The organism is Plebeiibacterium marinum (assembly GCF_026013615.1).
GTDB lineage: Bacteria > Bacteroidota > Bacteroidia > Bacteroidales > Marinilabiliaceae > Saccharicrinis > Saccharicrinis marinus_A.
On record NZ_JAPDPI010000001.1, the window covers coordinates 153,436 to 167,483 of the forward strand.

Genomic DNA, 14,048 nt, shown 5'->3' on the forward strand with positions numbered 1-14,048 from the left:
GACAAAACTACAAAGATAACCACTTCTGAATTCCAGTTGGGTTGATACTATTATAGAAACATCTAAATATTCTCTCTTTGAGTAATTAAAACTTAGGCCGGTAAAAAAACTAAAAAACTATATAAAAACAAAGCCCCCATCTAAACGATGAAGGCTTTTCTAATAAAAAGGTCTATTTTTCCTTACAATACATCCACACATTTAAGATCCTCAAATGCCACTTTCAGTCTTTCAACCAAAGATACCTGACCTTTACGCAACCACACGCGTGGATCGTAGTATTTCTTATTCGGCTTATCATCACCATCAGGGTTACCAATCTGTCCTTGAAGATAATCATGATTTTCAGCCTCAAACTTACGGATACCATCCCAGGTGGCCCATTGTGTATCTGTATCAATATTCATTTTTACCACACCATAGCCTATAGCCTCACGTATTTCTTCTAAAGTAGAGCCTGATCCTCCATGAAACACAAAGTTTACAGGATTAGCCCCAAGACCATGTTTCTCTTCAATGTATTTTTGAGAGTTATCAAGGATTTTGGGAGTAAGCACCACGTTACCTGGCTTATAAACCCCATGCACATTACCAAACGAAGCTGCAATTGTAAAGTTAGAACCCACCTGGCTCAATACTTCAAAAGCTTGATTTACTTCTTCTGGTTGAGTATAAAGAAGTGCATTATCAACATCCGAGTTATCCACTCCATCTTCTTCTCCACCTGTAATACCCAGCTCTATCTCGATAGTCATTCCAATTTTGTTCATTCTTTCAAAATACTTCTTGCAAGTAGCTAAGTTTTCAGCAAGAGGCTCTTCTGAAAGATCAAGCATATGAGAACTAAATAAAGGTTTTCCGGTTTCAGCAAAGTGCTTTTCTCCAGCATCCAACAAACCATCAATCCAAGGAAGCAGTTTTTTAGCAGCATGATCTGTATGAAGAATTACTGGTATCTCGTAGGCCTCAGCCAGCAAGTGAACATGCTTAGCGGCTGATACCGCACCCAAGACTTGTCCCTGTTGACCCTCCAAACCAATCCCTTTACCAGCATAAAAAGCAGCACCTCCATTGGAGAGCTGAATTATTACGGGAGAATTTACCACTTTTGCAGCCTCCATTACACCATTAATTGAATCTGTACCTACAACATTTACAGCCGGTAACGCAAAACCATTTTCTTTGGCAACCTGAAACAATTTTGCTACATCATCACCAGTTACAACCCCTGGTTTTATAACATCAAATACTTTTCCCATGATTTCTTTCTTAATAAATTAAACAGAAGGTAAATTTCTACCATTCTTTTCTTATTGTCAACAATAAATAACCTCAAAAGTTCAGTGCCCCGGAGAACGATTAATTTTCTCCCTAATTAGATGCAATAAAAATATGACTTTAATCACGTTAATTTATTGGATAACAAGTCAGGAATATTTACATTTGCGACTTGAAATTCAAAAACTACGAAAACAGGCAATTCTTTGAATAATTACAACTACTTGAAAGCAAAAAGAATTAAAATATAAAAGCAAATTAATCAAATAAACAATTTAAAATGGCAGTAAATTACAAAGATCTAGGACTTTCGTCTCCAAAGGATCTGTTCCAAAAAGCTGTAGAAGGTGGATATGCTATTCCAGCTTACAACTTCAACAACTTAGAGCAAATGCAAGCAATTCTTCAAGCTTGTGTTGAAACAAAATCACCTGTAATTCTTCAAGTATCGGCTGGTGCAAGAAAGTATGCTAACGCTACTCTTTTAAGAAACATGGCCAAAGGTGCTGTTGAATATGTAAAAGAACTAGGATATGAAATTCCTGTTGTATTACACCTTGACCATGGTGACACATTTGAAATTTGTAAAGAGTGTATCGACAATGGATTTTCATCTGTTATGATTGATGGTTCGCACCACTCATTTGAAGAAAACATTGAATTGACAAAAAAAGTAGTTGAGTATGCTCATGCACATGGTGTAACTGTAGAAGGCGAGCTTGGTGTACTAGCTGGAGTTGAAGATGACGTTGTTGCTGAAGAGTCAACTTACACAAAACCTGAAGAGGTTGAAGAATTTGTTAAGAAAACTGGTGTTGATTCATTAGCTATCTCAATTGGTACTTCTCACGGAGCTCACAAATTTACTCCAGAGCAATGTACTAAAAATGAAGACGGAGTATTAGTTCCTCCTCCATTGAAATTTGATATCCTTGAAGAAATCGAAAAACGTATCCCTGGATTCCCAATTGTTCTTCACGGTTCATCTTCAGTACCTCAAGAACACGTTGCTACAATCAACCAATATGGTGGTGCTCTTAAAGCGGCTATTGGTATTCCTGAAGATCAGTTACGCAAAGCTGCTAAATCTGCTGTATGTAAGATCAACATCGACTCTGATGGTCGTTTGGCTATGACAGCTGCAGTTCGTAAAGTTTTCTCTGAAAACCCAGGTGAGTTTGACCCAAGAAAATATTTAGGTCCTGCTCGCGACACTTTAAAAGAGCTTTACATGCACAAAAATATTAACGTATTAGGATCTGCTGACAAAGCGTAATTTTAATACATTAGCATATAAAATTAAAAGGCAACCCCAACAGGGTTGCCTTTTTTTATTTTATTTTTGAAAAACACTTTATTTATGATTATACCAGTACATTTGATATACCGATACTAAAACGGATATCCAATAGCAAAATTAAATGCAAAATCATCCCAAACATATTTTCTGCTTCCCGGAATCCATCTTTCACCCTTTATTTCAACCGGATCACGCAGCTTCATCCCAGTATCAAGTCGGAAAATGAAGTATTTAAAATCAAACCGCATACCCATTCCTGTTCCCACAGCAAGTTTTTCTGTAAAATCATTAAACCTGAACAAGCCTCCCTCAGGACTAATATCACTTCGGATAGTATAAATATTACCAACATCTAAAAACAAAGCTCCTTCCAAAATCCAAAACAACTTAAATCGATATTCTGCATTCACTTCCAGCTTAATATCCCCGGTTTGATTAAAATAATCTGCATCATCAGCACTGTAAGAACCAGGACCAACACCACGCACAGGCCATGCTCTTAAACTATTGGCACCTCCAGCAAAATACCTTTTCTCAAACGGAAGCACTTTATAATTCCCATAAGGGTATCCAACACCCAGATGAAATCGATAGGCCAGACTATTGATCTTGTTTAAATAATGATGGTATCTAATATCAATATCACTTTGAACATATTGTGCATACCGAATACCCAGAACAGTATAATAATCTTCAGCTGGTTTTTCAGAGAATACACTTGACCACATATTCAAAAAATTCCCGGCTTCTTCCAGGTTCCAGTTAACATACCAAAAATCCTTTCTTTTATCAACCTCCTGCTGATTATAAACAATAGAGTATGTTGTATTGGTCACAAGGTGATCCTGATATGAGTACCATAGGTAATTTCCTTCAATATCGTCTAAAAAATCAGAGTCGATAGTCGGAATCAACACAAAGTTTACACCAATTGGAGTAACCTGATGCGAAACCCTTTTACTGGAATTCCACAAATAACTAATTTTACCATTAGCAATAGTCCTGGTATAATCAGGACGATGCTGGTAATTATATGCAGCCGACAAGGAAGTTTTTGGATTAAACCGCTGTCGGAACCTTTTAATTTTAAATGGCATCCAAAACTTAGGAAACACTATACTGGTTTCCACCCCAAACTCTGTTGTATTAAACTGTTCTTTCTGCCTTGTGAGTTGCTTTTGCATAGATCCCCCTATATTAAAAGTAAACTCTTCTGCCCCTTTAAATAAGTTTTTATGCTTATACTCCAAATTACCTCCTGCCCCAAGGTTTCCTGAAGAATTTAACCCCTCAATGTCTATGGAATATGACTGAAACTTGGCCGGCATTAGTTGTATATAACAATTAAGCAACTTATTACCATCTTCCTCATCCTCTTCTGTTAGCTCCTCAAATCGTATATTAATAAAACGATACAGTTTTAATCCAGATAGTAGTGCCTTTGTTTTATCAACCCTGTCAGCCTGATACAACTGCCCTGGTGATATAAAGGTTGAATTCACCAATACCTCTGGCTTCACCTTGAGATTATCAATGTATAGAAAATTAAAATCTCCATATACCAAGGTATCAAACCGGGAGTAATAGTCCTCCTTTTCGTTTAAAGCCCTATGGGAGTCAAAATTCATTCGAAAGAAAACATCGTTAATTTTATAAAGAGGATGTTCATACAAGAAGTCTTTCCCTCCTGCGTTCTGTTTTCGTATACTTTTAATCAACACTGAATCATTAACCATGTAATTGCCCACGGTTGTATCCACCTTGAAATACACAAACTCCTTTGAAAAGCCATAATAGCCTTTATCCTTCAAGATGCGCATAATCCTCTCCCTTTCCGCATCATGAATAGACACATCAAATGGCTTTCCTTTTTTTAGCAGGCTATTTCCAACCTCCTCCTGAATCAAACTATCTATAACTGCATCCTCAGCTCTAAAACCAATTTCATTGATTTCAAACTGCCTTCCTGAGTTAATTTTATATTCTACCTTAGCTTTCTTCCTCTTCTTTTTTATGATAGTATCAACATCGGAATGATAATATCCTTTATTATACATAAAGAGCTTTAGTTGCGATGCTGTTTGAGCAGATAGAAAATCATCAAATAAAACAGGCTCCTCCCCAATTCTTTTTAACCACTTATTAATACCCTTTGTTGAATCTTTACCCGCCAGGTTATAGAGCCACAAATGAAATTTAAACATCCCAAGAATTCGCACATTCTGATTTTGTTTAATATATGGTTTAAACTTTTCCTTTGGTATATTACGGGCACTACTATGAACCTCTACCTTATCCAACAAATAATGATTATCGGGCACATGCTTAACCGTGCTACATCCTGTGACCAATAAAAAAAGGACTATATAAAAAAAAATATTTTTCAAGGTATGCGCTAACTTTTATTTTGCTAATGTATCAGATAAAAATAAAATGATGCTGTTTTTTTTGACACCCGCACTCAAATTTTATGCAAAAGTATCTAATTCCAATGGAATAAATTAATTTTGCCTACATCTAATAAAAGAAAAAATGATTAGCCAGAGCAAAATAAAACTCATTAATTCGTTATCGAAAAAAAAATACCGCGACTTAAACCAACTTTTTATTGCTGAAGGTGAAAAATTGGTTGGAGACATTGTTAACTCTTCTATAAATATAAAATGGATTTTTGCCACAAAGAACTGGATTGATGCCCACAAGGAAATAAAAGCAGATGAGATTCAGGAATGCGACCTGATTCAGCTAAAAAAAATAAGTCAGCTAAAAAATCCCTCGCCGGTTGTGGCTATTTGCAAAATTCCTTCAGCAAAGCATTGTGACTCCTTATTTGGAGAAAACCTAACAATTGCTTTGGATGATATTCAGGATCCAGGAAACCTGGGCACTATCATCAGGCTTGCTGACTGGTTTGGAGTTGACTATATTGTTTGCTCCAACAATACCGCCGATGCATTTAACCCTAAAGTGGTTCAGGCTACTATGGGAGCTATTTCCCGGGTAAAAGTGATTTATACTAACCTGGAAGAATTTATCAAGGAAGCCAAATCCCAAAACATCGCCGTATATGGTACCTTCTTAGATGGCACAAGTATTTATGAAAAAAGACTTTCCGGCCATGGAATTATTGTAATGGGTAACGAAGGAAAAGGCATCTCTCCGAAAATAGAGAATTTGATTTCTGATAAACTATTAATCCCTTCTTTTTCATTGAACCAGGAGTTCTCTGAATCATTAAATGTATCTACAGCAACAGCCATAACCCTAAGCGAATTCAGAAGAAGGATTTAAACAGCCAGACTTAAAGGGGGGAGCAATAATAAAGATGAATATAATATTGTAATTTGATGCAGTTTATTGCCCGCCTATCATCCTAGCCACAGCCTCTGCACATCTTTCACCATCAATGGCAGATGATGCAATACCCCCTGCGTAACCGGCCCCTTCACCACAAGGAAACAAACCCTTAATCTGTTTATGCTGCATTGATACAGGGTCACGTGGGATTCTGACTGGAGATGACGTACGGGACTCAGTTCCCATAACAATAGCCTCCGGATCTATAAAACCTTTAGCCCATTTTCCAAACTGCTTAAACCCACCTTGCAATCTTTTCGAAATTCCTTCAGGCAAAACAAAATGCAAAGGAGAGGCAATAGCCCCCGGAACGTAGGATGTTTCAGGCAAATCAAAAGACAACTTTGAATCCACAAAATCGGTTAGGCGCTGAGCTGGTGCCACCAAGTTGTTCCCTCCATTAATAAAGCACAACCGCTCCACTTCTTTCTGATATTCCAACCCTGCCAACACTCCATATTTTTTAAACTCAGCAGGTATGTCCTCCGGCCTAATTTCAACCACCATGCCTGAATTGGCAAAGGGGGAGTTCCTTTTTGAAGGCGACATCCCATTGACTACCATTTCATTTTCGCCTGTCATGGCAGGAACAATAAACCCTCCGGGACACATACAAAACGAATACACGCCCCTGTCTTCAATCTGACATGAAAAACTATAGGAAGCTGCAGGCAAATACGGCCCTCTTCCTTCAGGATTATGATATTGAATTTGATCAATCAATTCTTGCGGATGCTCCACACGAACACCCATAGCCCATGTTTTTGCTTCAACCTCGATAGACTTTTGATGGAGCATTTCATAAACGTCGCGTGCTGAATGGCCAGTTGCCAACACTACAGCCACTCCATAAATTTTAGCACAATCCTTTAGCACCACCCCTTTTACTTGTGCATCTTCGATTAGTAAATCAGACACACATGAATTAAACAATACTTCTCCTCCTGAATTGATAATGGATTCCCGCATACTTTTTATGACTCCTGGAAGTTTATCTGTACCAATATGCGGATGCGAGTCAATTAAAATATCATCCTGGGCACCATGAAAATGAAGCACATTTAAGATCTTTTTAAAATCGCCACGCTTTGTACTACGGGTATATAACTTTCCATCCGAAAAGGTTCCGGCACCACCTTCTCCAAAGGCATAATTAGATTCAGGATTTACCGGATGGTTTCTATTTAAAAGGGCGATATCTTTTTTACGGTCGCTAATACTTTTACCACGCTCCAATACAATAGGCTTATACCCAAGCTCTATTAATCGCAAAGCAGTAAACAATCCACCGGGACCAGCCCCAATAACAATCACTTCTGGTTTAGATGAAACATCCTGATATTCAAAAACAGTCTTTTCCGGATCAGGAGCCGGAGAATTTACATATACATCAAGATACAACTGCACCATAACCTGACGTTGGCGTGCATCGATGGAACGCTTTCGCACCCTAATGGCAGTAATTTTATCAGGGCTAACCTTCATCTTTTTGGCCACTAATGGCTTATAAAACTTTTCATCTGAGGCTTCCTGTGGTGTTAATCTTAATGCAATATCCTTCTTCATCCGTATTTAAAAATTGTGCGGCAAAGATAGTAATAATTTTAGCGGATAGCCAATAGATTATAGCAGATAGCAGGTAGCGGATAGCCAATAGCGAGCGGGTAGCAGTTAGGACGGGGCGTTACTAAAACCTATGCCCGAATAGTGATTTTCACATACAGAGACTTTGCTATTGTTTCAAAATAAGGAACCGATCTTATTACAAGGTGCTTATAAAGATCGGATCCTATTGGCTATCAGCTATAGGCTACCGGCTATAAGCTATCAGCTCTCTGCCACAACCTTTCCCCTATTCAAAAAAAAACGATAGCACAAAAATACGCGATGTTAGTTTATCTATGGACTGGGTATAACGATAATCCACTGCATCCCCTGTTCCATCATGATTTAAAACATCAGCCATCCCTATAGATATTTTTAATTCTGTAGAAAGACGGAAAAAATTCAGATATGAATCAAAACCAACACCAAACTCATAATACAAATCCATATTTCGCAACAGCATCCTATCCTGCTTATTTTTTGCCAGGTCGAAACGAGGGTTAATCCCCGCCACCACATAAGGCTTTATATTATGCATTCTGTCCGAACCATATTTCAACAGAATTGGCATTTCTATGAAAGTAGATTTAATTTTTAGTGGCTCATTGATATCCCTGTTACTAGTTGCATTGACTATAGGGTTATCAATTTCTGTATTTCGGTTTCCATCATTATATGTATAAGTAAGATTCCTTTGTCCGAAAGAGATTCCTGGCAAAATTCTTAAATTCAGATTTTTCCTTAACCTGAAACTGGATACTATCCCTAAATTAATCCCGGGAGTCAGATCCAGAACTTCTGTATACATAGGGACATCATCTCCCACATCAGGCGTAGCTGCATCTGCATCATAGTACCCAGAATGATGGATGGTAAAATTCATAGTATTAAAACCAATGATAAATCCAAAGTGGACTGGTTTCTCATCGAAAGTTGTTAGGTTAGGAACTTTTTTTGAAGTAGAGGATTGTGCCACCAGATTTGAATATTGAATTATCAAAAACAAAACCACACATATATATTTAGCACTTTTAATCATCCTTTTATTATTAAACTATTATAATTCCGTCCAAACAAAGGCTACAATATTTAATTTTAACCTACAATTTCAATCGAACTCTACTTATTAAACAAACTCACTCTTTTAATAATTATTGTGCTTTTTTCCGGGCAAAATATATGGTTGCTATCCCAAATGTTTGCCGCCACACTCTCAAACTTTCAAAACCGGCTTTATTCAACTCGGCCACAAAGGCTTCGCCTTCAGGGAAAGCTGCAACTGATTTGGGCAAATAGGTGTAAGCAGCCTTGTCTTTTGACAACAAACCTCCCCACCACGGTAATATCTTAGTAGAATAAAACCCATAAATCTGCTTAAAGGGAAAACCGGAAGGATTTGAAAACTCCAACACCATAAACTTCCCCCCTTTTTTGAGCACCCGATTAATCTCCACCAATCCCTTGTTCAGGTTTTCAAAATTACGTACACCAAAAGCTACCGTTGCTGCATCAAACTCTTCATCTTTAAAAGGCATATTTTCTGAATCTCCCTCTACCATCGAAATAACTTCCTGCAGGTTCCTTTTCTGTATTTTACTTTCTCCAACTTTTAACATTTCCGGAGATAAGTCCAATCCCACAATTCTTTTAGGTTTAAGTTTCATAGATGCGATGGCCAAATCGCCTGTTCCGGTGGCAATATCCAACACTTCAGGCTTTTCTAATTCCTTCAGTAAACCAATGGCCCTTTTTCTCCATATTTTATCAATGCCCATCGACAAAAAATGGTTCAAAAAATCGTATTTAGGCGCAATATTATTGAACATGGCCCGTATTTGTTTTTTCTTTCCTTCAGATGAGGATTTATAAGGTGTTACCGTCATGAAACAGATTTATAATTTAATATGTCTGCAAAAATAAGAAAGTTCGTGATACGACAAGATACTCACCCTTCCTTTTCATACGCTGATAGCATCCTGATATATCTTTTAAATAAAAAAGGACTAAACCGTTGCTAAAAATACCATTTCAAACCTCACTCCACTTCCAACAAGGAAGACAACACTTTCAACAGTTCATCAAACGACTCTTCAGAAAAACCAACCGAAGCATACACTATTTCACCCTCTCTATTGATGATGTAGTTTCTGGGTATGGAATTTTCAGCAAACAAGGCAAATATCTCCCTGCCTTCATCAGGAAAAAAAGGCATTGTATATTTACCCTCTGAAAAATCAGAAATTTCTTCAAGGGTATGCTCCCTTCCAATAACCATCAATTTAAAATCCGAATTACTTTTATACTTTCCCCATATTTTTTCTTCTACGTGAGGAAGCTCCTTTCTACAAGGGGGACACCAGGTTGCAAAAAAGTTCAACATCACCACCTTGCCCTTTAATGAAGATGACGAAACATTTCCTGATTCTGTTTTAAAAGCAAATGCAGGCATTTTATCGCCAACATTAACAATATCGCCCGCCGTTTGTGCCATTACAATATGACCGGCCAAGACCAATACCGAAACAATAATTAATCTTAACATATTACAGTTTTTATATATCCACAAATCTATCAACTTTAATCAGAAAAAAGAAATAATAACAATGCCACACTCTCGAACCCAACTAACTATTTCACTGACTAAAAATCACATTCTAATAAACACGCTACTGTAAACATTACCCTTAAACATCCCCCATTCAAAAACATTCGAATAGAATATTTGTTTTTCCCAAATAATCATGCACAGCAAACCTTTAATCCAATTAAGCGTAGATGCTCCATAAAATAATTAGAAAAACAAAACATATGAAAAAAACATTACTCTTAACTTGTTCTTTAATTGCATCACTATTATTGAGCAACACAAACCTATTGGCACAATATAATAAAGACCTTCAGATTTTTTCATGGTCGTCACCCAGAAGTAAAGGAGCCCTAACAGATAGTGAAACCGTTAGGTTTACAATAAAAAACATTGGTTTGGAGGCTGTGTCAAACTTTACCGTTGGATTTTCGCAAGATGGAGGAGATACTTTTAAAGAAGAAACGGTAACATCAACAATCAATCCAGGAGGCTACCTGGTATACACCTTCTCATCTAATTATGCCGTTGTGGGTACTGACGGGGCAACATACATTATTACTGGAAAAATAACACTGGATGGTGATGAAGATTTAAGTAATAACGAACATACCGAAGAGGTAAAGAACTACTTGATTGGAGATGTGGATGATGAACCTTTTCAGATCTCTTCATTTCCTTATTCCCACAGTAGTGAGTATGTATATTACATAAACAACTACGGCACAGGTTTCAGTATATCTAATTACATGCAAGCTGAAGATATAGTATATTCATTTACCACCACTGAAAATCAGATGTATGTAGATGCTTCTGTTGAGGCCAGCTATGCAGGATCGTTTGCTCCAAAACCAGGAATAGCCCTTATCAATGAAAAACCAAGCACTTTCGACAAGTATTATCCAGACCTTGATGTTGAATTAGCTACAGGTTACGATACCTGGATCGCAAGCTTTTCAGACGGATATTGTTATGCAGCACAAACCTATTACCTTGTAGTTGACAAATGGACTGATTACTCTTGTCACTATGAGCTGAATGTAAACCTTTACCGCCAACACGACTTTAAAGCTTTCAGTTTTGAATCACTGAATGTGAATGGTGAAATTGATTACAACAACCGCATTGTTACATTAACAGTACCTAAGGGTACTGACTTAAGCTCACTTGTTGCCACATATGCACTACCGGCCAATACAGAAGTGCAGGTAAATGACATTACCCAAACAAGTGGTTCCACAGTAGTTGACTTCACCAATGATGTTACCTACACCATTAACCAGACAGTAAATCCTTTTGCTACCCAAACCTGGACAATAAAAGTAGCAGAAGATATCTCATCTGCCATTACTGACAAAAGCAACACAACAATTACGGTTTCGCCTAACCCAGCCAGCACAATGATTCAGGTACTTGGTGACGGCGCAACAGTATTTGATAAAATTACAATATTCAACACTTCCGGGGTTGAGGTTATATCAAAAGAAAACTACAAAGCAGGACAACCAATTGCTATTGAAAGCCTGACTTCGGGTATTTATATTGTAAAAACAGAAATAAGCAACACCCAGAAGACGTCCCGTTTCATTAAAAAATAAGGTTTACTTATTAATATAGAAAACAAAACCCGGCAAATCACTTTACCGGGCTTTGTTACTTTTTTTTCAAATTAACCAATACAAAACATACCCTAATCTTCATCCATCCATTTTTTCAGATGTGTCTCAAAGCGCTCTTTATAATCTTTTATGTACCCATAAGATTCATCATCAATTCTGATTTCACCTTTTGTTACATGACCCAGTGCTGAGAATGGAGTTTCTGCCTCCAACATTAAATCAACAAAATCATCCTGCTTTTCTGACGAAACAGAAACTACGATACGACTCTGGGATTCTCCAAACAAAAAGGCATCTTTCCTGACCTCAGCATCAGTAGTAATATCAAAACCAAAATCAAGTGGGATAGCTGACTCCAATAAATTAAAGAACAGCCCACCTGAGGAAACATCGTGAACAGACCTGACTAAATTATCACGGATTAATCTTTTCACTACATCCTGAACTTCAAGTTCTTCTTCCATATTAAAATAGGGAGCAGCATGACCTTTTTGTTTATGATAGAAATTCAGATACTCAGATGCATTGATATCATCTCTTGATGTACCTATTAAGAATATCATATCACCCTTATGTTTGAATGGCAATACAGTATGGTGCTCCTTGGATTCAACCACCCCTACCATTCCAACTATCGGGCAAGGACTAATAGCCGTTAACCGACCTTCTACAGACCGTTGGTTATAAAAGCTAACATTTCCACTAACCACAGGTGTGTTAAATGCCTTACAAGCTTCCGACAAGCCCTCTATAGACTGGGTAAACTGCCAAAAAACTTCAGGATCATATGGATTACCAAAATTCAGGCAATCAGTTACTGCCAATGGCACCCCTCCCCCACAAATAATATTACGAGCAGCCTCGGCCACTGCAATCTGGGCTCCAACATAAGGATCGGCTTCTACGTAATAAGAATTACAATCCACTGTCAGTGCCAATGTTTTTCCCGCATCCTCAACAAAAACAAACGAAGCATCAGACGGGTATTTATTACTTAAACTTTCAGTTTGAAGCGATTGATCAAAAGTATCTTTAAGGTAGCTCTTGGAAACAAGGTTCAAGCTCTTCATCAGTTCGGCGATTACCTTTGGGTAATGATCCGGTTCCTGAATGTCCTCAATAGACAAAGATTTTATTTCGTTTTCGCCAGGCTCACGAACTTCTCTCTCATAAATTGGAGCCTTCCCTCCCAAACCTACATAAGAAACAGGTATTTCAGCCAGTACATCTCCATTATTTTTACATATCAACCTATCACCATCTGAAACTTCACCTATTACAGCTGAAGCCAGTTGCATTGGTTGTAAAATCTCCAGAACTTCAGACAAGTCCCTTTCTTTAACACATAACAACACCCTTCCCCAGGTTTCTGACAACAGCCTTTCCCTTTCTGTAATATCCTCATCCCTAACCGGAATTTTACTACAATCCATGATAACACCAGAATTTCCCCTGGCTGCCATCTCAGTAGCAGCCCCAACAATACCTCCTGCCCCAATGGTTTGTATACCAACCACAAGTTTTTTCTCATTCAAACTTTTTACTGCCTTCAACAGACTCCTTTCTATATTGGCATCCTGCATTTGATCATAAGTAAAAGTACCTGATCCGTTCCCGGAAATAACATCAGCAGAAAAGGCGTCACTATCCACACCTTCTTTTCCTGTTAAAGCCCCTGCAACCATAATCAAATTTCCCTGACCTTGAGCAATACCCGAGATCAAATCTTCTTTGCGGCCAAGCCCAACAGTCATATTATTGACTATGGGATTTGAATTAAAACCTTTATCAAAATACACCTCTCCGCCTACTACGGGAACTTTCATGTGCTCTTCAAAATCTTTAATCCCGTTAACAACTTCCCGGAACAACCACTTTGCAGTATCACGATCCCCTTCTCCAAACCGCAATGAATCAAGAAAGGCAACTGGTTTTACACCCATCGAAAACACATCCCGATTCACCACCCGCAAACCAGTAAGCGCTCCCAGTCGGGGCTGGATAGAACAGGGATGATTATGCGATTCTATCTTAAACACGCAAACATAACCATCTCCGACATCAATAGCTCCGGCAGACTCATCACCCGCTTTCACAATTACATTTTCACCAGTTCTTGGCAGCTTGCCCAACCATTTTAACGAATTCTTATATGAGGCATGCTCTGTCCACAAGCGCGAAAACACATCTAATTCCAATTCATTGGGTTCCCGCTGAAGAATCTCGGATATCAATTCAAGTTCCGCTCCTGTAAGGTTGGCATTTTCGGTATTTTGACTAATAAGGCGACTATCCATAATGCTTT

At 38.0% G+C, this 14,048-nt stretch carries 10 protein-coding genes; 3 read left to right on the plus strand and 7 right to left on the minus strand.

Annotation, left to right across the window (positions count from 1 at the left end):
- Positions 1-182 precede the first annotated feature (182 nt).
- Entirely contained in the window at positions 183-1,259 is a 1,077-nt protein-coding gene (gene fbaA, locus OM074_RS00650) for a class II fructose-bisphosphate aldolase (RefSeq protein ID WP_301197330.1), read from the minus strand.
- A 299-nt stretch (positions 1,260-1,558) separates the two neighbouring features.
- On the opposite strand from fbaA, the gene OM074_RS00655 reads away from it, so the two are divergent.
- Positions 1,559-2,554 (plus strand): class II fructose-bisphosphate aldolase, encoded by a 996-nt coding sequence (locus tag OM074_RS00655; RefSeq protein ID WP_301197331.1) that lies wholly within the window; start codon positions 1,559-1,561, stop codon positions 2,552-2,554.
- A gap of 116 nt (positions 2,555-2,670) precedes the next feature.
- Here the strand turns inward: OM074_RS00655 and tamL are convergent, their stop codons facing one another.
- Positions 2,671-4,965, minus strand: a complete 2,295-nt coding sequence (gene tamL / locus OM074_RS00660) for a translocation and assembly module lipoprotein TamL (protein WP_301197332.1) — start codon at positions 4,963-4,965, stop codon at positions 2,671-2,673.
- Between the two features lie 145 nt (positions 4,966-5,110).
- Here tamL and OM074_RS00665 point away from each other — a divergent pair, with 145 nt between their 5' ends.
- Positions 5,111-5,869, plus strand: coding sequence for a TrmH family RNA methyltransferase (locus OM074_RS00665; RefSeq protein ID WP_301197333.1), 759 nt, complete (start codon positions 5,111-5,113; stop codon positions 5,867-5,869).
- Positions 5,870-5,932: 63 nt separating this feature from the next.
- Here OM074_RS00665 and OM074_RS00670 read toward each other — a convergent pair whose 3' ends face one another.
- From OM074_RS00670 to OM074_RS00685, 4 genes are all read right to left on the minus strand, one after another.
- Entirely contained in the window at positions 5,933-7,501 is a 1,569-nt protein-coding gene (locus tag OM074_RS00670) for an NAD(P)/FAD-dependent oxidoreductase (RefSeq protein WP_301197334.1), read from the minus strand.
- Positions 7,502-7,787: 286 nt separating this feature from the next.
- Positions 7,788-8,579 carry a type IX secretion/gliding motility protein PorT/SprT gene (gene porT / locus OM074_RS00675; RefSeq protein WP_301197335.1) on the minus strand — a complete coding sequence of 264 codons (792 nt, stop codon included), beginning with the start codon at positions 8,577-8,579 and terminating at the stop codon, positions 7,788-7,790.
- A gap of 112 nt (positions 8,580-8,691) precedes the next feature.
- Positions 8,692-9,423, minus strand: a complete 732-nt coding sequence (ubiE, locus tag OM074_RS00680; RefSeq protein WP_301197336.1) for a bifunctional demethylmenaquinone methyltransferase/2-methoxy-6-polyprenyl-1,4-benzoquinol methylase UbiE — start codon at positions 9,421-9,423, stop codon at positions 8,692-8,694.
- A gap of 152 nt (positions 9,424-9,575) precedes the next feature.
- Positions 9,576-10,082 carry a TlpA family protein disulfide reductase gene (locus tag OM074_RS00685; protein WP_301197337.1) on the minus strand — a complete coding sequence of 169 codons (507 nt, stop codon included), beginning with the start codon at positions 10,080-10,082 and terminating at the stop codon, positions 9,576-9,578.
- Between the two features lie 266 nt (positions 10,083-10,348).
- Here OM074_RS00685 and OM074_RS00690 point away from each other — a divergent pair, with 266 nt between their 5' ends.
- On the plus strand, positions 10,349-11,722 hold the full coding sequence (locus OM074_RS00690; protein WP_301197338.1) for an SGBP N-terminal domain-containing protein: 1,374 nt from the start codon (positions 10,349-10,351) through the stop codon (positions 11,720-11,722).
- Between the two features lie 92 nt (positions 11,723-11,814).
- Here the strand turns inward: OM074_RS00690 and purL are convergent, their stop codons facing one another.
- Positions 11,815-14,040: a phosphoribosylformylglycinamidine synthase subunit PurL gene (purL, locus tag OM074_RS00695; protein WP_301197339.1), complete on the minus strand. Its 2,226-nt coding sequence runs from the start codon at positions 14,038-14,040 to the stop codon at positions 11,815-11,817.
- Positions 14,041-14,048: the final 8 nt, after the last annotated feature.